Source organism: Paraburkholderia phymatum STM815 (assembly GCF_000020045.1).
Lineage (GTDB): Bacteria > Pseudomonadota > Gammaproteobacteria > Burkholderiales > Burkholderiaceae > Paraburkholderia > Paraburkholderia phymatum.
In genome coordinates, this window is sequence record NC_010623.1 from 2,149,414 (window position 1) to 2,170,489 (window position 21,076).

Here is a 21,076-nt window from a genome sequence, read left to right on the forward strand (position 1 = left end):
CGTGCTTGTCGGTTGACTACCTGCGAATCGTCGCCGCGCGTTCGGATTGCTGGTCGATGATTTTGCGGCGATGCTTGTCCTTCATCTTCTTCCAGCCTTTGCATTCCTCGCGGGTGCGCAGACAGCCGACGCAGTAGCCGGTCTTGCTGTCGAACTTGCAGACGTCGATACAGGGCGATTTGACACTCATGCTGGCGTGCTCGTGATGTTGGCGTAGGGGTGTAGGGCGACTGTCGCACGGTGGGGCCGCCGCGGGCAAAGTGATTGTGCTTATAAAGGCGATAGACTGCAGGGCCGCGCATTTTCCCTGTACGCGACCCACGCGCATGGACTGCGCATCGATGATCACTCGCCTTTGCCGATGAGAACCCTGTTGCTTTATGTCGTGACGGCCGTCGCCGAAATTGTCGGCTGCTATCTGCCCTGGCGCTGGCTGAAGGAGGGCGGCTCCGTGTGGCTGCTGCTGCCGGGCGCACTGAGCCTCGCGCTGTTCGCGTGGCTGTTGACCTTTCACGGCACAGCGGCTGGCAGAGTCTATGCCGCATACGGCGGCGTCTATGTGGCCGTGGCGATTCTCTGGCTGTGGTGCGTCGACCATGTGCGGCCAAGTGCGTGGGATCTCGCCGGCGTCGCGCTCACGCTAGCGGGCATGAGCATCATCGCGTTCCAGCCGCGCCTGTGACGTGTTTCCACTCGCGACCGGCCGCATTGGCCAGGTCGCGCGTCGTCCAGCGATGTTGCCATCGGCTATCAGGGCTTGCCGAGGAAATCCAGCTTGCCCAGCTCGACGCCGTTGTGACGCAGGATGTCGTAAGCCGTCGTGATGTGGAAATAGAAGTTCGGCATCGCGAAGCCGAGCAGATACGACAAGCCGTTGAACTCGACGGGGCCGCTTCGCATCTTCAAGGTCACCGCACGCGTTTCCGATCCGTCGATCTGGGCGGCATTGAACTCCTTCAGATAATCGATCGTTTTCTGAATGCGGGCGTGCAGTTCGTCGAACGTGAACTCGACGTCTTCATACTTCGGTGCTTCGACGCCGGCCAGACGCGCGGCGCAACCTTTCGCCGTGTCCGTCGCGATATGCACCTGGCGGGCCAGCGGATGCATGTCCGGAAAGAGGCGCGCGCCCGTCAGCACGGACGGATCGATCTGTTTTTCTGCCGCGTGCGCCTGTCCTTTGCCGAGAATGGCCTGCAGGTTGGTGAGGCCGCGAATCAGCACGGGAATGGATGCCTGAAACATCGAGATGGTCATGGATGGTCCTCGAATTCGTGGGGTCGCGCGCACTGCTGGCTACGCGGTCGCATAGCGTAACGCAACGGCGCAAATGCTGCTGGAGCAGCGTAACGCCAATCCCGTTTGCCGCAAAAGCTGGCCGATCGGCCAGGTGTCGGGCGCGCTGGAACTGTGTTCGAATGGATTGGTCGGATGGTTGTCGTTGCCTCGTGACGCAAGCGGGCAGGTGGCGCGCCGACGCTTTGCTGCACGCTGCGTGCGCCGTGTTCCAACGCGTGGCTTTGCGCTATGCACAGGGAGAATCGCATCCATGACGAAGCATCCATTGCCCGGCAGCGAGCGTGTGCTCGCGCCGGGTTCGAAGGTGGTCGCGCAGTGCGATCCGTCGGAAACGATCGAGGTCGTGGTCGTGCTGCGCCGCAAGAACGAGCAGCAGTTCGCGCAGATGATGAAGACAATCGAGGCGGGCGCGGCTGGCGCGAGGCCGCTCACGCGCGAAGAACTCGAACAGCGGTTCGGCGCGTTGCCGGAAGACATTGCGAAACTCAAAGCTTTCGCCGCACAACATGGTTTGTCTGTGGTTCGGGAAGACGCATCGGCGCGCACCGTCGTACTGAGCGGCAGGATCGAGCAGTTTCAGCAGGCGTTCGACGTTCAGCTGCAGCATTATGAGCATCAATCGATGGGCCGCTTTCGCGGCCGTACGGGCGCGATCAGCGTGCCCGATGAGCTACATGGCGTCGTCACGGCCGTGCTCGGGCTCGACGACCGGCCGCAGGCGCGGCCGCATTTCCGCATCCGTCCGCCGTTTCAGCCGGCCAGGGCGCAATCCGCGTCGTCGTTCACGCCGTTGCAACTGGCGTCGCTGTATCGGTTCCCGCAGGGTGACGGCAGTGGCCAATGCATCGGCATCGTCGAATTGGGCGGCGGCTACCGCACGGCCGATCTCGACAGCTATTTCTCGAGCTTGGGTGTGGGTTCACCGAAGGTCGTCGCGGTCGGCGTCGACCAAAGCGGCAATCAGCCTACCGGCGACCCGAACGGGCCCGACGGCGAAGTGACGCTCGACATCGAGATTGCAGGCGCACTCGCGCCCGCTGCAACGATCGCCGTGTACTTCACGACCAACAGCGATGCCGGCTTCATCGACGCCGTCAGCCAGGCCGTGCACGACAGGACCAACCAGCCGTCGGTGATTTCTATCAGCTGGGGTGCGCCGGAAAGCATGTGGACCGCGCAGTCCATGAAGGCCTTGAACGACGTACTGCAATCGGCCGCGGCAATCGGCGTCACGGTCTGCGCGGCATCGGGCGACAGCGGCTCGAGCGACGGCGTCGGCGACGGGCGTGACCATGTCGACTTTCCCGCGTCGAGCCCCTACGTGCTCGCGTGCGGCGGCACGAGTCTGCAAGGTTCCGGGCGAACCGTCGCGCATGAAGTGGTGTGGAACGACGGCTCGAACGGCGGGGCGACAGGCGGCGGCGTGAGCGGCGCGTTCCCCGTGCCCGCATGGCAGGAAGGCCTGTCGACATCGGCTGCGCAGGGCGGCCAGCGCGCCTTGACGGGACGCGGCGTGCCAGACGTCGCCGGCGACGCGTCGCCCCTTACGGGCTACGACGTGATCGTCGACGGCAACAACACGGTGATCGGCGGCACCAGCGCCGTGGCACCGCTGTGGGCCGCGCTCATCGCCCGCATCAACGGCGCGAAAGGCGCTCCCGTCGGCTTCGTCAATCCGAAGCTGTACAAGGCGAGTGCCTGCAACGACATCACGCAGGGCAACAACGGCAGCTATGCGGCCACGACGGGTTGGGATGCCTGCACTGGATTGGGCAGCCCCGATGGTGTGAAGGTGGCTGCGGCCTTATAGTCTGGGCAGCGGGCTCGCCCCGCTTTGGCGGCGAACAGGCGGTAAGCAGATGGCATAAAAGTGGCTTAGAGGTGGCTTAAAGGTGGCACACAGGCGGCGATCAACGCATCGCAACAGTGGGCAACACGTACAGGCTTTCGATGGAGCGATCATGACGAATACCGAATCAGCTTCCGGCAGTTTGCAGTCGCCACACAACTCACACGCCGCGCAGGAAGCATCGGCCGCGAGCGCGTCGCACAAGGCCGGCGACCAGCCGTTCTTCGATCCCGTCGCGTACGGCAACGGCCCCGACGACTCGGTCACGGACACGAGCGAGAACGCCGCGGTCACGAAGCATTCCATCACGATCGACGGCAAGAAGATCGCCTACACGGCGACGGCCGGTCATCTGGTCACGGTCGATCCTTCCAGCTCGCAGCCCGCGGCGAAGTTCTTCTACGTCGCGTTCACGCAGGATCACCAGAAGGAAGAGACGCGGCCACTCACCTTCTTTTATAACGGGGGGCCTGGCTCGTCGTCGGTGTTCGTGCTGCTCGGGTCGTTCGCGCCGCGCCGCATCAAGACGTCGATGCCAGGCTTCACGCCGCCTGCGCCGTATCAGATGGAAGACAATCCGGACAGCCTGCTCGACAAGAGCGACCTCGTCTTTATCAACCCGGTCGGCACGGGTTATTCGGCGGCTGTCGCACCGCGCAAGAATCGTGACTTCTGGGGCGTGGATCAGGACGCGGACTCCATCAAGCAGTTCATCAAGCGCTATCTGACGAAGAACAACCGCTGGAACTCGCCCAAGTTCTTGTTCGGCGAGTCGTATGGCACGGCGCGCAGTTGCGTACTCGCGTACAAGCTGCACGAAGACGGCGTCGATTTGAACGGCATCACCCTGCAGTCGTCGATCCTCGACTACACGCAGGCAGGCAATCCCATCGGCGCGTTGCCGACGGCGGCCGCGGACGCGTGGTATCACAAGAAGCTCGGCGTCGCACCCAGGCCTACAGATCTCGGCCAGTTCGTCGAAGAAGTCGCGCAGTTCGCGCGCACCGACTACCTGAACGCGCTGCGCAAGTTCCCGACCACCGACAACGCCGTGGTCGAAAAACTCAGCGAGTACACGGGCATCGACAAGACCACGCTGCTGGCGTGGAGCCTCGACATCGCCGGGTACGACAGCCGTGGCAATTCGCTGTTCCTGACCACGCTGCTGAAGTCGAAAGGACTGGCGCTCGGCGCATATGACGGCCGCGTTACGGCGATCGAAACAGGCATCGCGGGCAAGATCGATCCGAACTCAGGCGGCAACGATCCGACCATGACGGCCGTCACGGGTGTCTACACGACGATGTGGAACGTCTATCTGAACGAGCAGCTGAAGTTCACGTCGAACTCGGCGTTCACCGATCTCAACGATCAGGCCTTCAAGTTCTGGGACTTCGGCCATATCGATCCGACGGGCGAGCAGAAGGGTCTCGACAGCAAGGGCAACATCATCTTATACACGGCGGGCGACCTCGCGGCCGTGATGGCGCTCAATGTCGATCTGAAAGTGCTGTCGGCGAACGGCTTCTACGATTTCGTCACGCCGTTCTATCAGACCGTGATCGACTTGCAGCAGATGCCGCTGTTGAGCCAGCAGGTCCGCGAGAACCTGTCGGCACGCTTTTATCCGTCGGGGCATATGGTGTATCTCGACGGCGGCTCGCGCACCGCGTTGAAGGCGGACCTCGCGTCGATGTACGACGCCGCGGTGAGCAATGCGGAGGCGCTGGGACGCGTGCGGGCATTGCAGGCTCTCACGGCGGCGAAGATGCATTGAGTGGGAAACATGGGTCGAGGTCGATGCAGCCGGTAGAAATGCCGCAAGACGGGGCATCGCAGCCTGATTGCGATGCCCCCGATGCGGCCAGCATCGCAAAAACACGGCGATTCAGCCGGGCCGTATTTACGGCACGTGTCCCAATTATGTTTTAATTACCCTGCGAATTAACTCTTCCGCGCTGTTCGAAGGCGCGCTGATTAATGAATGCAGGGAAGGTGAGCGCGCCCGTTCGGGTGCATGGCAGCGACCGAATCGTATCCATCGTCTGCGACGCCCGCCGCGTCGCGTGCTGCGCGCGAGCGGCATGCGTGCGCGGCGTGGCGCTTGTCGTCATGTCGGCTGGCTTGTATCTGCATGCCGCGTCGTCGTGTGCGCAGGACGCGTCGATGCTCGACGAGCGCGTGACGCAGCAGAACATCGCCGCGACGATCTGCCGGCCCGGTTACGCCGACATGGTTTCGCCGCCGTTCGACGACATGATGGAGCACAAGAACCGGCTGCTGGCCGAGCGCGGCATCGATCGCGAGCACGGCACGCGCTACGCGCTGGACCGTCGCGTGCCCGTCGTGCTGGGCGGCTCGCCGGATGCGCCGGACAACCTCGATCTATTGCCGTGGGGCGGACACAAGGGCGAGCGCCGCAAGGAATTGCTGACGGCGAAGCTCAAGCGCTGCGTATGCGAAGGTCGCATGAGCCTCGGCGACGCACAGGCCGCCATCGCCGGAAACTGGTCGGCGCATGACGGAGGCTTCGGCAGTGCGCCGTGTGGCGACGTGCGCGGCGTCGCGTCGATCGCTAACGACGGTTCCTGAAACCGGCCGCGAGCGCCGGGCGTCGGTTCGTCGGGTCGTCGGTTCAGTCCGACTTACCGGATGCCGCGATGCGCGGCAACCTCTCACATTCTGGAGAACCTACATGAAGCAATCATTCTTCGCGATCGCAGTCGCCGTGCTCGGCTGCGTTGCGGTGAGCCAGTCCGCGTTGGCGACATCGCCATGCGGCAAGGCCGAAGCGCTGCAAATCCGCGGCGACACGCCTGGCGCGATCAGCTACGACGTATACCGCCAGTTGCGCCCGCTCGACGCACACCGTCTCGCACTTTTCCAGGACGCGGGCACCGTCAAGCGTCTGCCTGACGGACTCGACGTGTGCGAAATCGCCGACGACGGCGTCCGCGATCCTTCCGCCGTGCTCGTGCACGTGCCGCAAGGCAACATGGCGTGGTGGGTCAGCGCCGCGAACGTCGAGAACGCAGACTGAGTTTGCCGGCTTGCAAGCGGGGCACGTTTCTGACTACGCTGAAAGCCGTATCAGTTCGGCCCTAGGCTTGCCGCCCTCATCGCGGACCGCCGCACGTCCACCACCAACCGACAGCGTGGCGCATATGAAGATCATCGTGTGGAACATTCCCGAGTCGTGTTCGGAGCAGGAAGTCCGTGATTTTCTCGGCCGCGAACTCGGTCATTATGCAAAAGACATCGAAGTGTTCGAGCAGGGCACGTCGAACGCGTACGCCAAGGTGGACGTCGATGCCGACGACGCCTATGTCGCCGACGTCATCGCGCAGCAATTCAACGGCAAGCAGTTGGGCGGCGTATCGCTGCAGGTGAGTGCCGTGCCGTTCGGCGACGACGACACGCCGCCGCGCCGTCCGTAAATTCGCACAGACACGGTGCCGCAGGTTCAATCGAAAGGTGTGTTCAGTCGAAAGGCGTATAGGACTGCGCTCACGTGTGACGCGGCTGTCGTAGAAGCGCATGACGGTGTCGAACGCCGCATCGGCCACCGGCTTGCCTTCGAGAAAATCGTCGATATCCTGTGACGGACGCCGTACGCGTCTTCGTCGGCACGTTGACGATGCAACATCTCGCGTTCTGCGATGGTCACTGTGTGCGCCAGCAGATCGCTGGCGCCGGGTGCAGTGGCGAGCGCACGCGCGCAGCGCTTGGTCACGCAGGCGAGTTGCGCCAGCCCGGGCCGCCGTCGCCGAATCGGCGCCGCCGCTAATGCCGAGCACGTCCGAGCACGTCCGGGCACGTACGTGTCGAGCGCATTCGAGCGCGGCGTCGAACCTGTGCTGGATGGGCAATGCTGCTGCGACTTGCCGCTGACGCGCGGCGCGTTGCTGCTGATCCATCGGCGTGTTCCTGGGAAGGCGGCGATGCCGGCTTAGAGGATCGGACGAGTTGCGGAATTCGGTGCGCGGTCATGCGTTGTCTGGTCTAATGATGCAGACCCTAATCCAATCCGAACCAATCCGAACGTCCGGCGTTCAGCCACGAACGGCTGTGCGGGCGGGGCGCCAGGCAGTGATGTTCGAACAAGATGACCAGCAAAAAACAGAACAAGGTGTCCATCCCGCCTGCACGAGAGAAGGCGGGTTCGCACAGCGGGAATTGGCGCGGCGATAACGGGGACATGCGCATCAACAAAGTTGAATCGGCTATGCGGCGGTCGGCGTTGTCGCTTGGATTGACGCTGGCTGTGTCGCTGGCCGCGACCTTCGCCGCGTCGGCATACCCGCAACATGCGCAAGCCGCTGAAGCGTCGCAAGATGCCGCCAATCCCGCCGTCGACGCCTCCGGTGTCGCCGCATACGATGCCGTCGGCGGAGTCGATCCGCGCCGCGCGTTCCTGATGCGCGACGTGTTCGCGAGCAGCGTGACGCGCCGTCTGAAAGTGCCCGCCGCCGAGCAGCGCGCGTACGGCGAGCGTCTGCAGCAGACACTCGAGCAGAACGATCTGGGCAATCTGTCGGGCGAGTATGTGGTGCTCGTCGATCGCAGCGAGAACGTGCAGGCGCTCTTCATCTACTTTCGCGCCGCGCCTTCCGACGCCTGGCAACTGATCGGCGCGTCGCCCGTCGCGACGGGCAGGCCGGGGCAGTACGATCACTTCATCACGCCGCTCGGTGTCTTCGAGCACACACCGGACAACATGGATTTCCGCGCGGAAGGGACGATGAACCAGAACGGCATCCGCGGCTACGGCAACCACGACATGCGCATTTTCGATCTCGGCTGGGCGCAGGGCGAGCGCGGCTGGGGCAAGGGCGGCATATCGCAGATGCGCTTCCAGATGCATGCAACCGACCCGGACAAGCTCGAACCGATTCTCGGCATCCGCCATTCGAAAGGCTGCGTACGGATCCCTGCGTCGCTGAACGTGTTCCTCGATCACTACGGCATTCTCGATCGCGATTACGAGGCGCTCGTCGCTGAAGGGCGCTCGCTCTGGGTGCTGCATTCGGATCGCGTCGCGACGCCGTGGGCGGGGCGTTATATCGTTGTCGTCGATTCGCAGCGCAAGGCGCGGCCCGCGTGGTCGCCGGCGCCGGGCAGCAAAGTGCGCGCGAAGGTGCCGGCGAGCGCCGACACGGCCGACTGAGCCGCGTGTAGCGCTTCGTCGAGGAATGGTCAGGAGCGCGCGAGCAGCACCCCGATCAGCGCGACGACGAAGCCCGCCACCTGGATGCCCGACAGCGTCTCGCCGAAGCCGATATAGCCTTCGAGCGCGGCCAGCGGCGGCGCGAGAAACAGCAGCGCGGTCGCGCGCGACGCGTCACCGCGCCGGACCATCCACACGAGCAGCGTGACGCTCACGCCCGACAGCATCACGATGCCCCACGCGAGCGACGCCCACAGCACCGGCGACGGAATCCAGCGATGCTCGCCGAGCGCCAGCGCGAACACGAGCACGACGACGGCCGCGCCGAAGTTTTGCACCGAACTCGCGCTGCGGATGTCGGCTTTCGACAGAGACGTCTTCTGGATCAGCGTGCCCGCCGTGATCGCGCACACGGCGGCAATCGACACGCCGACGACGAGCCATTGCGGCACGTCGCCCGCATGACCTTGCGCGGCGAACGCAGGCGAGCCCGTGAGGTTCGGTTCGAGCACCAGCGCGACGCCCGCGAGACCAAGCAGCATGCCTGTCCAACTGCGCCCCGACAGGCGTTCGCCGAACAGCGGTGCGGCGGCGGCCGCCGTCAGCAGCGGCTGCAGCGCGCCGAGCAGCGCCATGATGCCCGCGCTCATGCCTTGCGCGACGGCCCAGTAGCCCGCGCCCAGATAGACGCCCTGCAGCAGCGCACCCGCGATCAGGTGCTTGCCGAGTGCGCGGCCCGTGGGCCATTCGACGCGCGCGAACAGCGCCGCCGCCATGAACAGCAACGCAGTGCCGCCGAAGCGCGCGATCAGGAAGAGATTGGGGTCGGCGAAGGGCTTGATCGCGCGCGCGACCACGAAACCCGTCGACCACAGAACCACGAAGACAACCGCACTGAAGACTACCCGCATCGGACGACCCGAAACTCGGACACGAAGCCCGCAGTATCGGCCGAATCAACGGCGGGGTTCTTGTTCGAAGCTGCACTGCGCAGCAGCGTGCGTGCCATACCGGATCAGTAGGCGAGCAGCACAGCGATTGCCCCGAGCAGCCCGCCGCAGACCGTGCACGCCCACAACAGCGTGCGCGTGCGCCGGTATTCGAGCAGCACGTCGCTGACGAGCTGTGTCTGCTGCCTGACGGGAGCGGGGTCGTGCCGATCCTGCAGATAGCGCACGGCGAGTTGCGGCATACGTGGCACCAGATGCGCGAGATGCGGCAGTTCCTGCGCGATATGCTTGATCCAGCCGCGATGATCGCGTTCGCGGCGCGCGAGCGTCAGCAGCACGGAGCGCGCGATCTTCCACGAATCGACGCCCGGATGCAGCGCGTTGGCCAGCATCTCTGCCTGTCCGAAGGCGCGCTGCGCGGCGGCGAGGCGCGGCGGCACGTCGCCGCCGAATGGATGCACGGCGAAGAGCAGATGATGAAACAGCGCGCCCGCCGAGCGCTCGTGCGACTGCGGCGCGAAATGCCCTTCGACGCGCGTGCGCAACTCGGCTTCGAGTTTCTCAGGGCGCGTGTCCTGAGAAACATGGCCGGCATCGCGATGCAGATGCGCGAGGCGTCCATAGTCCTGGTCGAACAGCGCCGTCGCGCCGTGCACAAAGAACTCGCGCTCCTGCGACGAAAGACTCGACATCACCGCGAAGTCCGCCAACACGATGCGTCCGAGCGTGTCCGGCTCGACGCTCACGCGCACGCGCCGGGCATCGAGCGTCGCGTGGAAGAAGCCGTGCTCGAACGCCTGTTCGGTGACCACAGCGACGATATGCTCGGCGAGCGGCGCGAGCTTCACGCCGCTCGCCGACAGACCGCCGAGGTCGAGCGCGGGCAGCGACTCGATATGCTGCATCGCGAGCGTGCGGTCCGTGCACAGTTCCCAGATCACGGCGGGAATCGCGAGCCGCCTGTCGCCGTCGAAATGATGCGCGGTCTGGCTCAGGTTCGCGGCCTCGGCGCGCAGATCGAAACGCCGCAACATATCTTGCGTGAACGTGTCCGCGAGTTCGCGCAAGCGCAGCCGCCGCGCGTTCTTCGACAGCTTTTCCATCCAGCGCGCAACCCAGCGCAGCAACGCGGCCTCGTCAGCGATTTCCTGGACCTGCGCGGCGCGCACTAGCTTGATTGCGAGACCGCGATGGCCGTTGATCGGCTCGGCGAGCCGCGCGACGTGCGTCTGCTCGGCGAAGCCGGTTTTCGCGGGCGTCAGATCAATCGCGGCGAAGAGCGTCGATGCGGGGCGCCCGAGCGCCGCTGCAATCGCATGTTCGACTTCGTCGGGCGGCAACGGCGTTTGGAGATGGCTCACGGCGTCGATCGCATCGTGCAGCGTGCTTGTCGCGAGTTCGGGGCGGCGCGCGAGCGATTGTGCGAACGCGCTCGCCAGCGGGCCGAGATTGGGCAGCGCGCGATGCACGCCCGCCCGGCCGCGCGGCGATTCATGCACGCGCGATGCAAGCGTGACGATCCAGTGCAGCTTGTGATGCTCGGGCGCGGCAAGCCAGATGAGACGCGCGCCGTAGCGCAGCGCGTGAAACAGCAGTCGTAGTCGGCGAAACAGAGGCGGCATCGGCGGTTCGTTCGACGGGGCGCATCGCAAGGCGTAAGAAGACCGCTCAGATTAGCAGGGATGCGGCGCGCGGAACATCGGCACAGGTACGGTCGCGCGCCGCTTGCGGTATGCGCCCGGCATCCGTGACCTTTAGCGGGCGCCCAGCCTCCGGTGAGCCGCCGTTGCGCCGACCAGCGCCATGCGCCACTTCCGCGCCTGACACGCACGCGTAATACAATACGGCGGGCTTGCCCATTCATGAACACATGCTCGCCGGCTGACGGCGGCCAACACAACCTATGCTGGCAGAACAACGTCACCAATACATACTGGCTAAGGTCACGAAGACGGGCGCACTGTCGGTCGCCGAACTGGTTCGCGAGCTCAATGTATCGCGCGAAACGATCCGCCGCGATCTGAACGCGCTGGCTGAACGCGGCCTGATCGTGACGACGCATGGCGGCGCGTTGTCGAGCGACCGGCGCGAGCCCGACCTCGATACGCGCGATGCCGCGAACGCCAGCGCGAAGCGCGCCATCGGCGAACGCGCGGCGCAGCTCGTGCCCGACGGCGCGTCGGTGATCATCGATTCAGGCAGCACAACGCATGCCGTCGCACGTGCGCTCACGGACCGTCATCGTCTGAGCGTCTATACGAACGACTGGCGTATCGCACTGCTACTCGGCAGGCGCAACGACAATCGCGTGACGCTGCTCGGCGGCGAGCTGTCGGACAACGAAGACGCCGCGTTCGGCCTCGATACGATCACCCAGCTATCGCACTATCACGCGGACTTCGCGCTGATCGGCGCGGGCGGCATCACGCCCGACGCGCAGCTGTCCGACTACTCGCGGATGGCGGCCGAGGTGCGCAGCCGGATGATCGGCGCGGGCGCAACCGTGATCGTCGTCGCCGACAATTCCAAGTTCGGCCGCGAGACGCCCGTGCGTATCGAAGGGCTGGAGAAAGCTCGTTATGTCGTCACGGAGCTGGCACCGGATCGCGCGCTGGCCAAGGCGATCACTGCACGCGGCCCCGAAATCCTGATCGCGTGAGTGTCGCGCTTCGTCTCACTTCACACGGATACCGAGCCTGATCAGCGTCCGGCCGATCGCCGCGACAGCGTCGTGCATCTCGTTCGTGCCGATCGAACCGATGCAGCCGACCCGGAACGTCTCCACCTGCGTCAGCTTGCCCGGATACAGCACATAGCCGGCCTCGCGTACCGCGGCATAAAACTCTGCAAATTGCCACTTCGGATCGCGCGGCGCATGGAACGTGACGATTACGGGCGCCTGCACGTCCGCCGTCAGGAACGTCTCGAAGCCGAGCGCCTTCATGCCGTCGACGAGCGCCGCGCAGTTGCGCGCGTAGCGCGCGCCGCGCGCCGGCTGGCCGCCTTCCGCGATGAACTGGTCGAGGGCCGTGCGCAGCGCGGCGAGCACGTGCGTCGGCGGCGTGAAGCGCCATTGAGTGGTCTTCTGCATGTACGCGAACTGGTCGTACAGGTCGAGCGCGAGCGACGGCGAGCGCCCCTCGCACGCTTCGAGCGCGCTGCGCCGCACGATCACGAAGCCCATGCCGGGCACGCCTTCCAGACATTTGCCGCTGGCCGACACCAGCGCATCGATGCCGCCCCGGCGCAGATCGATGGGCAGCGCGCCGAACGAGCTCATCGCATCGACGATCAGGCTCTTGCCGTAGTGCTTGCAGACGGCGGCGATCTCGTCGAGCGGATTGAGCAGGCCTGCGCTCGTCTCGAGATGCACCTGCGCGACATGCGTGATGCGCGGGTCCCGGTTGAACGCGTCTTCGATGGCGGCGGCCGTCACGGGCGCGTCTTCGCGCAGCGGCAGTTCAACATGCGCGATGCCGAGGCGTTGCAGCACCTTGACGATGCGTGCGCAGTAAGCGCCGTTGTTCGGTACGAGCACGCGGCCGTCGCGCGGCACCAGCGTGCCAAGCGCAGCTTCGACGGCGAACGTGCCGCTGCCCTGGAGCGGCACGCAGACGTACTCGTTTTCGCCATGTACGATCTCGATGAGATCGGTGCAGACACTTTGCGTCATGCGGTTGAACGCGGCGTCCCACGAGCCCCAGTCGCGCAGCATCGCATGCCGCGTGGCGGGCGAGGTCGTCAGCGGTCCCGGCGTGAGCAGGATCGGGTCGTTTCCAGGAATCACACAGCCTCCTTTGTCTGGATCGGGCGCGCCGCAGCGGGCGCACATTGCATTGCCTGTTGCTTTGCATATTATTGGCTAATTGTGTCGTTTTGTGGAAATCGACAGAATCTTCATGTCGGTGTCACAGAAAGAGACGATCCTTGCCGTGCCGGTTCAGGCAAGGCCGCCAGCAGCGTGTGATGGTTGGAGGGAGGCCTTGGCATAAACGCCGCAAAAAAAGTTGTCGGCAATCTGCAATTTGCGCGGCTTCGGCTGCGACCTCAGGCGGATCGCGCCCCGAAGCGCTGTCCGGACACCACCAATATCGGGTTACCCACAGGTTTTTGCCTTTCGGAGAGAACGACATGAAAAAGACGGATCACCATCGCTCGACGGGTCACATCGCACGCCATGCGCGCAAACTGCTGCCCGCGCTGGTCGCGGCGGCCGCGTTCGGCGGCGCGATGTCCGCGCACGCAGCGGGCGCAGTCGTGCTGTATACGGCTGACGGCCTCGAAAATCTCTATAAGGACGTGCTGCCCGCGTTCGAAAAGCAGGAAGGCGTGAAGGTCAACATCGTGACGGCGGGCAGCGGCGAAGTCGTGAACCGCGCGACCATCGAAAAGGACGCGCCGAAGGCCGACGTGATCGTCACACTGCCGCCGTTCATCCAGCAGGCGGCGCAGTCGGGCCTGCTGCAGAATTACGAGAGCGTGAACTACAAGAACGTGCCCGCCATCGCGAAGGCATCGGACGGCGCGTGGGCGACGTTCGTGAACAACTATTTCTCGTTCGCGATCAACCCGGCGGTGGTGCACAACCAGCCGAAGACCTTCGCGGACCTGCTGCACCCGGACTACAGTGGCAAGGTCGCTTACTCGAACCCGGCGACGGCGGGCGACGGCATGGCCGTCATCATCCTGACGACTTCGCTGATGGGCGAAGACAAGGCGTTCGATTACCTGAAGAAGCTCGAACAGAGCGCCAAGTTCCACACGAAGGGTACGGGCTACCTCGATGTGCTGCTCTCGCGTAACGAAATCGCGGTGGCGAACGGCGACCTGCAGATGGATCTCGACGATGCGGCCAACGGCGGCCTGTCGCTGCGGCCGATTTTCCTCGCTGCCGAACCGGGCGGACAGCCGACCACCTTCCAGCTGCCGTACGCAATCGGGCTGATCAAGAATGGTCCGAACCAGGCGGGCGGCAAGAAACTGATCGACTATCTGATGTCGACGGAAGTGCAGGCCAAGGTGCCGGATATCTTCGGCATTCCGGGCCGCAGCGACGTGCCGCTGTCGGGCAAGAACGGTGCCGTTGTGAAGCAGGCCATTTCGGGCGTCAAGTTGATCCCGGTCGACTGGAACCACGTGATGGCGAAAAAGGCTGACTGGACGGCCCGCTGGAAGAGCGAAGTGATCGGCAACTCGGGCAAGCAGATCGAAGTCGTGAAGCCGAAGTAATTCAGGCGCCTGATCGGAAACGCGCGGTGCGGCGCGCGCGGAAGATTGCCGTTGCGCCGCGCAGGAAGCATGCTGGCGCTGTGACGCGTCATTCAAAGTCATCTACGTAGGAGGATGGTCCGGGTGAACACTGCAACAACTCTTGCCGGCTCCGGCGCGCTCGACGCCACGCCGCTGGCGCAAGGCGTGGCGCAGACAACCGCGCCGGGCGGCGTGCAGATCGATCACCTGACTGTGCGCTTCGGCCCGCGCACCGTGCTCGACGATCTGTCGCTGACGATTGAACGCGGCGAACTGCTGACCGTGCTCGGCCGAAGCGGCTGCGGCAAGACGACGTTGCTGCGCTTTATCGCCGGTTTCATCGAGGCGGATGGGCTGGCGGGTACGCTGACAGTCGCGGGACGCGATCTCACGCACGTGCCGCCGCACAAGCGCAATCTGGGTCTGCTGTTTCAGAGCTATGCGCTGTTTCCGCATTTATCCGTGTTCGAGAACGTCGCGTTCGGTCTGCGCGCGCGGCGCATTTCGGCGAAAGAAATCGCGCGGCGCGTCGCCGATGCGCTGAAGCTCGTGCAGCTCGGCGACGCCGGCCACGTGATGCCCGCGCAGCTGTCGGGCGGCATGCAACAGCGGGTGGCGCTCGCGCGCGCGCTCGTGATCGAGCCCGATGTGCTGCTGCTCGACGAACCGCTTTCCGCGCTCGACGCCAATCTGCGTGCGTCAGTGCGTTCCGAACTCAAGGCGCTGCATGAGCGGCTGCCGAACCTGACGATCGTTTGCGTGACGCACGATCAGGACGACGCGCTCGTGTTGTCCGACCGTACGCTGCTGATGCGCGAAGGTCATATCGCGCAGCTCGGCACGCCGCAGGAACTGTATGACAAGCCGAACGACGTCTTCGTCGCGCGGTATCTCGGCGCGGCCAATCTGCTGCCGCCGAATATTGCATTTGCGCTCGGCGATGCCCGCTACGGCGAGCGCGATCGCGTCGCCTGTCTGCGCCCCGAAGCGATGCGCATCGTGCCGCTCGGGGAAGGGCAGTTGCACGGCACGATCGCGACGGTCGAATGGTATGGCTCGGTGCTGTCCGTGCAGGTCGCGCTCGACGCGATGCCCAACGAACCCGTGCTCGTGTCGATGCAGCGCGGCACCGGCGTGATGCCCGAGAAGGGCGCGCGGATCTCCTTGCGTTATGAGGCTGACGATGTCGTCCTTATCCAGCCCTGATCCGCTCGCCGCGTCGCGCGACGGGCGGCGAGCCGCGACGGCGGCGTCGCACGCGGCCGCGAAGCGCCGGCGCGAACGACTGTCGCAATGGCACCTGCTGTTTCTGCTGGTCGTCGTGCTCGGGCCGCTCGTGATCTATCCGCTGATCCGTCTCGTGCTGCTGAGCCTGACGGGGCAGCATGGCATGACTTTCCACGCGTACGCGGCCTTCTTCCAGAATCCGGAAACGAGCGGCGTGATCGGCACGACGCTGTGGATCCTGTTCGCGAGCGCGGGCCTCGCGTCGATCCTTGGCGTTGCACTCGCTTCGCTGCTCTTCTTCAAGCCGTTTCCGGGCGCGCGGCTCGTGACGCGCTTCCTCGAACTGTTCGTGGCATTCCCGTCGTTTCTCGTCGCGTTTACGCTGATCTTTCTGTACGGCTCGCAAGGCTCCGTCAGCATCGGGCTGCAACGGCTATTCCATCTCGAAGCGCCGCCGCTCGATTTCCTGTTCGGCATCGGCGGCGTGATTCTCGCGGAAGTGGTGTTCTACGCGCCGTTCGTCGTGCGCCCGACGCTCGCGTCGTTCGCCATGCTCGATATGCGCCTGATCGAAGCCGCGCGCAGTCTCGGCGCGAATGGCTGGATGGTGGCGTTTCGCGTGATCGTGCCGCTCGCCTGGCCAGGCATCGCGGCGGGTACGATCCTGTGCTTTCTTCTGACGCTGAATGAGTTCGGCATTCTGCTCGTGCTGGGCAGCGCGCATCTGATCACGCTGCCCGTGGCGATCTACAGCTCGGCCACGGTCGATCTCGATCTGCCGACGGCGGCGGCGGGCGCTGTCGTGATGCTGGCGATGTCGCTGTCGCTGTATGCGCTGTATCGTCAGGTCAACGGGCGCAAGGTGGGAGGAGCGAAGTGATGTCCGATGTCGACCAAAGCGTGCTGCCCGCCGTGCATCATCGCGTACGGCCCGTTCAGCACGGACTTTTTGCGCGCGTCGCGGGCGCTCTGTTCATGGCGTGCGCCGCGCTGCTGTGTTTCTGGCTGTTCGTGCTGCCCGTGATCGTGGTCGCGCTGTCGAGTGTCGCTGCGCACTGGTCAGGCACGATCCTGCCCGACGGTTTCAGCATGCGCTGGTTCGAGCGCCTCGGCGGGAGCGATTTCGATGCGCTCGTCACCAGCCTGCAGATCGGCTTCGGCGTCGCGATTCTCGGCACGATACTCGGCCTATGGCTCGCTCTGGCGCTCGAAGGCCGCGACCGGCGCGGACTTGGCGCGCTCGTCGACACGATCGCGATGATGCCCAACGGCGTGCCGAGCGTGGTGCTCGGCCTCGCCGTGTTGATTGCGTATCACAAGAAGCCGGTCGACCTGTCCAGCTCCGCCGCGATTGTCGTGTTCGTGCAACTGGCGCTGGTTTTGCCGTTCTGCTACCGCTGCGCCGCGGCTGCCTTGCGGCCCGAATTGACCGTCTTGCGCGAAGCGGCCGCAAGCCTCGGTGCGCCGCCGTCGATGGTTTTGCGCCGCGTCGTGCTGCCGCAACTGGTGCCCGCGATCCGCGCGTCGCTCGCGCTCGGTTTTGCGCTGTCGCTGGGCGAGCTTGGCGCGACGCTCACCGTCTATCCGCCTGGCTTCGCAACCGTGCCGATCGTCGTGGTCGGTCAGGTGGAGCGCGGCTATTACCTGCCGGCATCGGCGCTCTCGCTGATCCTGCTGGTCGCGTCGCTGGCCGCGCTGCTCCTGATTGCGGCCCGCGTGCCGCGTCGCCGCGTGGACTGATCTACATCGTTTCCTGATTTTTTCGCGAGGTGCGTCGAGGTCGGCGCGCCGCGCATATTGATGTGGCAAATATTGTCGAAATGACCGAAAATATGGAAGCCGAGTCGGATAACACGCTCGACCTGGTCAGGCGGCATTCGCTGACGGCGCTGGTGCGCGACGAGATCGAGCGCCATATCGTCGACGGCAAGCTCACGCCCGGTGACAAGCTGAATGAAGCGGAGTGGGCCACGCGTCTGCAGGTGTCGCGTGGTCCCGTACGCGAGGCGTTTCGCGCGCTGGAGCAGGCGGGGCTGGTGCGCACCGAGAAGAACCGCGGCGTGTTTGTGCGCACGGTGTCGCTGGCGGAAGCCGACGAGATCTATGCGGTACGCGCCGTCCTCGAAGAAGCGGCGTGCCGTATGCTCGCGCCGCGAATCGACGCCGCGCAGCTGGCCGCGCTGCGCGCGCATGTCGATGCGATGTGCGCGGCACTCGATGCCGGCGATCACGATGCATACGCGCGGTCGAACGTTGCGTTTCACGACGCGATCGTCGCGACTGCGGGCAACGGCAAGCTGTACGTCACGTATCGCAGGCTGGTGGGCGAACTGAGTTTGTTCCGGCGCGCTGCGTTGGGCGTGCGCGGCGATGCAATGGAACGCTCGCTGGCCGAGCATCGGGCGATCCTGTCGGCGCTCGCGGCGCGCGACGCGGACGAAGCCGCGCGCCGGATGCGCGCGCACGTGGACGGCGGCAGGCAGCGCGCGCATGAGGCTGCGCAGCCGCGCGCACCGGACGTGAACGATGACGCCAACAACCGGCTGGGCGCACGGTTCGTCTGATCGAATCAAGAACACGCGTCGGCGACGCGTAGGGAAGAGTGCAAATGGCAATCCAATCCGCAATTCAATCCGCACGTCATGTCGAAGTGAATGGCCGCAGCTACCGGCTGCCCGTCAAGCCGACGGTGGTCGTGTGTGTCGATGGCTGCGAGTACGACTATCTCGAAGCCGCCGTGAAGGCGGGCGTCGCGCCGTTCATCGGCAAGATGCTGAACGGCGGCGCGGCGTTCAAGGGCGACTGCGTGATTCCGTCGTTCACCAACCCGAACAACCTGTCGATCGTGTGCGGCGTGCCGCCGTCGGTGCATGGCATCTGCGGCAACTACTTCTGGGACCCGCAGGCCAACGACGGCAAGGGGGCGGAAGTGATGATGAACGATCCCGCCTACCTGCGCGCGCCGACGCTGCTCGCGGCGGCCGCGGATGCGGGCGCCGCCGTCGCCGTCGTCACCGCGAAGGACAAGCTGCGCCGCCTGCTCGGCAACAAGATGACGGGCATCTGCTTCTCGGCGGAAAAGGCCGACACGGTGACACACGAAGAAAACGGCATCGACGAAGTGCTGGGTCTCGTGGGGCGGCCGCTGCCCGACGTGTACAGCGCGGATCTGTCGGAGTTCGTGTTCGCCGCGGGCGTGCGGCTCGCGCAAACCCGCAAGCTCGACCTGATGTATCTGTCGACCACCGACTACATCCAGCACAAGTGGGCGCCCGGCACGGAAGGCGCGAACGCGTTCTACGCGATGATGGACGGCTATCTGTCGAAGCTCGACGCGCTCGGCTGGGTGATCGGCCTCACCGCCGATCACGGCATGAACGCGAAGCACGATCCACAGACGGGCGAGCCGAACGTGATCTATCTGCAGGACGTGATGGACGAATGGCTCGGCGCACGCGCGGCCCGCGTGATTTTGCCGATCACCGATCCGTATGTCGTTCACCACGGCGCGCTCGGTTCGTTCGCGACGATCTATCTGCTTGCGGATGTGAATGCGCGCCAGGTGATCGAGCGGCTTGGCGGCCTGAAGGATATCGAAGTCGTGCTCGACAACAAGGCGGCGTGCAAGCGCTTCGAGCTGCCGAACGATCGCGTGGGCGACATCGTCGTCGTGAGCAGGAAGGATACAGCGCTCGGCACGCGCCGCGAAGAACACGATTTGTCCGGGCTGACGGTGCCGCTGCGTTCGCACGGCGGCATTGCCGAACAGGTGGTGCCGCTGATCTTTAATCGACGCATCGACGAAGCGCGCGTCGCGGGCAAGCGTCTGCGCAATTTCGATGTGTTCGAAATCGCGCTCAACCACGTGGCGACATCATGAACGCAAACGTGCAGTCCAACGACCATCCCGCGTTTCGTGCAGAAGCGCTGCGCCTGAAGGGCGAGCGCGCAACCCGTGCCCGCACGCTCGATGTATTCGATCCGTACACGGGCATGCGCGTCGGCACGGTGCCGATGGCGAGCGTCGACGACGTGCGCGCCGCGTTCGAGTACGCGGGCGCGTACTCCGCGAAGCTCTCGCGTTACGAGCGCTCGCAGATCCTCGAGCGGGCGGGCCTGTTGCTGCGCGAGCGGCTCGAACAGGCGTCGGACCTGATCTCGCTCGAATCGGGTTTGTCGAAACAGGATTCGCGCTATGAAATCGGGCGCGTCGCCGACGTATTGAAGTTCGCGTCGATCGAAGCGCTGCGTGACGACGGCCAGAGCTTTTCGTGCGATCTGACGCCGCATGGCAAGAAGCGTCGCGTGTTTACGCAGCGCGATCCGCTCGCGGGGGTGATCGTCGCGATCACCCCGTTCAATCACCCGATGAACCAGGTCGCGCACAAGATTGCGCCGTCGATCGCGACGAACAATCGCGTGATCCTGAAGCCTTCGGAGAAGGTGCCGCTGTCGGCCTGCTATCTCGCCGACATTCTGTACGAAGCCGGTCTGCCCGCGCCGATGCTGCAGGTGCTCACGGGCGATCCGCGCGAAATCGCGGACGAACTGATCACGAATCCCCTCGCCGAACTCGTGACCTTCACGGGCGGCGTGGCGATCGGCAAGCACATCGCCGAGCGCGCGGGCTATCGGCGCGTCGTGCTCGAACTCGGCGGCAACGATCCGCTGATCGTGCTCGACGACGCAGATGTCGAGCGGGCGGCAGCGTTGGCCGTGCAAGGGTCGTACAAGAATTCGGGGCAGCGCTGCACGGCCGTCAAACGGATGATCGTTCAGAAGAGCATCGCGGCGCGCTTCACGGAGCTGGTCGTCGAGAAGACGCGCGAGTGGACGTACGGTGATCCGTTCGATACTTCGAACCAGATGGGTACGGTGATCGATGTCGATGCGGCGCGGCTGTTCGAAGCGCGCGTGAACGAAGCGGTCGCGCAGGGTGCGCGTCTGTTGACGGGCAACAGGCGCGAAGGCGCGCTGTATTCGCCGACGGTCGTCGATCAGGTCGATCCGTCGATGACGCTGATCCGCGAGGAAACCTTCGGTCCCGTGTCGCCCATCATCACGTTCGACACGATCGACGACGCGATCCGTATCAGCAACGGCACGCCGTTCGGGCTGTCGTGCGGACTGTGCACCAACCGCCAGGACGCGATTCCGCGCTTCATCAACGAGTTGCGCGTCGGCACGGTGAACGTGTGGGAGGTGCCGGGATATCGCGTCGAACTGACGCCGTTCGGCGGCATCAAGGACTCGGGCCTTGGCTACAAGGAAGGCGTTCAGGAAGCGATGAAGAGTTTCACGAACCTCAAGACTTTTTCTCTTCCGTGGGAGTGA

General features: G+C 64.8%; 20 protein-coding genes. 15 read left to right on the forward strand and 5 right to left on the reverse strand.

The features are described from left to right. Positions 1-16: 16 nt before the first annotated feature. A complete protein-coding gene (locus BPHY_RS25305; protein WP_012404303.1) occupies positions 17-190 on the reverse strand; it encodes a DUF1289 domain-containing protein in 174 nt (57 codons plus the stop codon). A gap of 171 nt (positions 191-361) precedes the next feature. On the opposite strand from BPHY_RS25305, the gene BPHY_RS25310 reads away from it, so the two are divergent. Beyond that, positions 362-682, forward strand: coding sequence for a YnfA family protein (locus BPHY_RS25310; protein ID WP_012404304.1), 321 nt, complete (start codon positions 362-364; stop codon positions 680-682). Between the two features lie 68 nt (positions 683-750). Here BPHY_RS25310 and BPHY_RS25315 read toward each other — a convergent pair whose 3' ends face one another. After that, positions 751-1,257: a DUF1993 domain-containing protein gene (locus tag BPHY_RS25315; protein ID WP_012404305.1), complete on the reverse strand. Its 507-nt coding sequence runs from the start codon at positions 1,255-1,257 to the stop codon at positions 751-753. Positions 1,258-1,549: 292 nt separating this feature from the next. Here BPHY_RS25315 and BPHY_RS25320 point away from each other — a divergent pair, with 292 nt between their 5' ends. The 6 genes from BPHY_RS25320 to BPHY_RS25355 all read left to right on the forward strand — a co-directional run bounded on the left by BPHY_RS25320 (position 1,550) and on the right by BPHY_RS25355 (position 8,315). After that, positions 1,550-3,109, forward strand: a complete 1,560-nt coding sequence (locus BPHY_RS25320; protein ID WP_012404306.1) for a S53 family peptidase — start codon at positions 1,550-1,552, stop codon at positions 3,107-3,109. 151 nt (positions 3,110-3,260) lie between these two features. After that, positions 3,261-4,925, forward strand: coding sequence for a S10 family peptidase (locus BPHY_RS25325; RefSeq protein ID WP_012404307.1), 1,665 nt, complete (start codon positions 3,261-3,263; stop codon positions 4,923-4,925). 203 nt (positions 4,926-5,128) lie between these two features. Next, positions 5,129-5,740: a hypothetical protein gene (locus BPHY_RS25330; protein WP_012404308.1), complete on the forward strand. Its 612-nt coding sequence runs from the start codon at positions 5,129-5,131 to the stop codon at positions 5,738-5,740. 103 nt (positions 5,741-5,843) lie between these two features. After that, complete coding sequence (locus BPHY_RS25335; protein WP_012404309.1) at positions 5,844-6,188, forward strand: hypothetical protein; 345 nt, start codon at positions 5,844-5,846, stop codon at positions 6,186-6,188. A 124-nt stretch (positions 6,189-6,312) separates the two neighbouring features. Next, positions 6,313-6,585, forward strand: a complete 273-nt coding sequence (locus BPHY_RS25340; RefSeq protein WP_012404310.1) for an RNA-binding protein — start codon at positions 6,313-6,315, stop codon at positions 6,583-6,585. A 668-nt stretch (positions 6,586-7,253) separates the two neighbouring features. Further along, the gene (locus BPHY_RS25355) at positions 7,254-8,315 is read left to right on the forward strand and encodes a L,D-transpeptidase (RefSeq protein WP_157686728.1); all 1,062 of its coding nucleotides are present in this window, start codon (positions 7,254-7,256) and stop codon (positions 8,313-8,315) included. Positions 8,316-8,344: 29 nt separating this feature from the next. Here BPHY_RS25355 and BPHY_RS25360 read toward each other — a convergent pair whose 3' ends face one another. Both BPHY_RS25360 and BPHY_RS25365 read right to left on the reverse strand, forming a co-directional pair. After that, positions 8,345-9,226 carry a DMT family transporter gene (locus BPHY_RS25360; RefSeq protein WP_012404312.1) on the reverse strand — a complete coding sequence of 294 codons (882 nt, stop codon included), beginning with the start codon at positions 9,224-9,226 and terminating at the stop codon, positions 8,345-8,347. A gap of 104 nt (positions 9,227-9,330) precedes the next feature. Further along, complete coding sequence (locus BPHY_RS25365; protein ID WP_012404313.1) at positions 9,331-10,887, reverse strand: ABC1 kinase family protein; 1,557 nt, start codon at positions 10,885-10,887, stop codon at positions 9,331-9,333. Positions 10,888-11,168: 281 nt separating this feature from the next. Between BPHY_RS25365 and BPHY_RS25370 the strand changes: the two genes are divergently transcribed. Next, a complete protein-coding gene (locus tag BPHY_RS25370) occupies positions 11,169-11,924 on the forward strand; it encodes a DeoR/GlpR family DNA-binding transcription regulator (RefSeq protein WP_012404314.1) in 756 nt (251 codons plus the stop codon). 15 nt (positions 11,925-11,939) lie between these two features. Here BPHY_RS25370 and BPHY_RS25375 read toward each other — a convergent pair whose 3' ends face one another. Next, a complete protein-coding gene (locus tag BPHY_RS25375; RefSeq protein ID WP_041765391.1) occupies positions 11,940-13,049 on the reverse strand; it encodes a 2-aminoethylphosphonate--pyruvate transaminase in 1,110 nt (369 codons plus the stop codon). Positions 13,050-13,396: 347 nt separating this feature from the next. Between BPHY_RS25375 and phnS the strand changes: the two genes are divergently transcribed. The 7 genes from phnS to phnY all read left to right on the forward strand — a co-directional run bounded on the left by phnS (position 13,397) and on the right by phnY (position 21,076). Then, positions 13,397-14,494, forward strand: a complete 1,098-nt coding sequence (gene phnS, locus BPHY_RS25380) for a 2-aminoethylphosphonate ABC transporter substrate-binding protein (RefSeq protein ID WP_012404316.1) — start codon at positions 13,397-13,399, stop codon at positions 14,492-14,494. 123 nt (positions 14,495-14,617) lie between these two features. Next, positions 14,618-15,721: a 2-aminoethylphosphonate ABC transport system ATP-binding subunit PhnT gene (gene phnT, locus BPHY_RS25385; RefSeq protein ID WP_012404317.1), complete on the forward strand. Its 1,104-nt coding sequence runs from the start codon at positions 14,618-14,620 to the stop codon at positions 15,719-15,721. Beyond that, positions 15,699-16,622, forward strand: coding sequence for a 2-aminoethylphosphonate ABC transporter permease subunit (locus BPHY_RS25390; RefSeq protein ID WP_012404318.1), 924 nt, complete (start codon positions 15,699-15,701; stop codon positions 16,620-16,622). Before phnT ends, BPHY_RS25390 begins: the two co-directional genes overlap by 23 nt. Beyond that, positions 16,622-17,482, forward strand: coding sequence for a 2-aminoethylphosphonate ABC transport system, membrane component PhnV (phnV, locus tag BPHY_RS25395; RefSeq protein ID WP_012404319.1), 861 nt, complete (start codon positions 16,622-16,624; stop codon positions 17,480-17,482). The genes BPHY_RS25390 and phnV overlap by 1 nt, the downstream gene beginning before the upstream one ends. Positions 17,483-17,562: 80 nt before the next feature. Beyond that, positions 17,563-18,306: a phosphonate utilization associated transcriptional regulator gene (locus BPHY_RS25400; protein WP_012404320.1), complete on the forward strand. Its 744-nt coding sequence runs from the start codon at positions 17,563-17,565 to the stop codon at positions 18,304-18,306. 44 nt (positions 18,307-18,350) lie between these two features. Beyond that, a complete protein-coding gene (phnA, locus tag BPHY_RS25405) occupies positions 18,351-19,622 on the forward strand; it encodes a phosphonoacetate hydrolase (RefSeq protein ID WP_012404321.1) in 1,272 nt (423 codons plus the stop codon). After that, entirely contained in the window at positions 19,619-21,076 is a 1,458-nt protein-coding gene (phnY, locus tag BPHY_RS25410; protein WP_012404322.1) for a phosphonoacetaldehyde dehydrogenase, read from the forward strand. Before phnA ends, phnY begins: the two co-directional genes overlap by 4 nt.

Excerpts from the sequence above, each read along its gene's own strand:
- BPHY_RS25305 (WP_012404303.1), bottom strand. The coding sequence starts at position 190 with ATGAGTGTCAAATCGCCCTGTATCGACGTCTGCAAGTTCGACAGCAAG.
- BPHY_RS25310 (WP_012404304.1), top strand. The coding sequence starts at position 362 with ATGAGAACCCTGTTGCTTTATGTCGTGACGGCCGTCGCCGAAATTGTC.
- BPHY_RS25315 (WP_012404305.1), bottom strand. The coding sequence starts at position 1,257 with ATGACCATCTCGATGTTTCAGGCATCCATTCCCGTGCTGATTCGCGGC.
- BPHY_RS25320 (WP_012404306.1), top strand. The coding sequence starts at position 1,550 with ATGACGAAGCATCCATTGCCCGGCAGCGAGCGTGTGCTCGCGCCGGGT.
- BPHY_RS25325 (WP_012404307.1), top strand. The coding sequence starts at position 3,261 with ATGACGAATACCGAATCAGCTTCCGGCAGTTTGCAGTCGCCACACAAC.
- BPHY_RS25330 (WP_012404308.1), top strand. The coding sequence starts at position 5,129 with ATGAATGCAGGGAAGGTGAGCGCGCCCGTTCGGGTGCATGGCAGCGAC.
- BPHY_RS25335 (WP_012404309.1), top strand. The coding sequence starts at position 5,844 with ATGAAGCAATCATTCTTCGCGATCGCAGTCGCCGTGCTCGGCTGCGTT.
- BPHY_RS25340 (WP_012404310.1), top strand. The coding sequence starts at position 6,313 with ATGAAGATCATCGTGTGGAACATTCCCGAGTCGTGTTCGGAGCAGGAA.
- BPHY_RS25355 (WP_157686728.1), top strand. The coding sequence starts at position 7,254 with ATGACCAGCAAAAAACAGAACAAGGTGTCCATCCCGCCTGCACGAGAG.
- BPHY_RS25360 (WP_012404312.1), bottom strand. The coding sequence starts at position 9,226 with ATGCGGGTAGTCTTCAGTGCGGTTGTCTTCGTGGTTCTGTGGTCGACG.
- BPHY_RS25365 (WP_012404313.1), bottom strand. The coding sequence starts at position 10,887 with ATGCCGCCTCTGTTTCGCCGACTACGACTGCTGTTTCACGCGCTGCGC.
- BPHY_RS25370 (WP_012404314.1), top strand. The coding sequence starts at position 11,169 with ATGCTGGCAGAACAACGTCACCAATACATACTGGCTAAGGTCACGAAG.
- phnS (WP_012404316.1), top strand. The coding sequence starts at position 13,397 with ATGAAAAAGACGGATCACCATCGCTCGACGGGTCACATCGCACGCCAT.
- BPHY_RS25390 (WP_012404318.1), top strand. The coding sequence starts at position 15,699 with ATGTCGTCCTTATCCAGCCCTGATCCGCTCGCCGCGTCGCGCGACGGG.
- phnV (WP_012404319.1), top strand. The coding sequence starts at position 16,622 with ATGTCCGATGTCGACCAAAGCGTGCTGCCCGCCGTGCATCATCGCGTA.
- BPHY_RS25400 (WP_012404320.1), top strand. The coding sequence starts at position 17,563 with ATGACCGAAAATATGGAAGCCGAGTCGGATAACACGCTCGACCTGGTC.
- phnA (WP_012404321.1), top strand. The coding sequence starts at position 18,351 with ATGGCAATCCAATCCGCAATTCAATCCGCACGTCATGTCGAAGTGAAT.
- phnY (WP_012404322.1), top strand. The coding sequence starts at position 19,619 with ATGAACGCAAACGTGCAGTCCAACGACCATCCCGCGTTTCGTGCAGAA.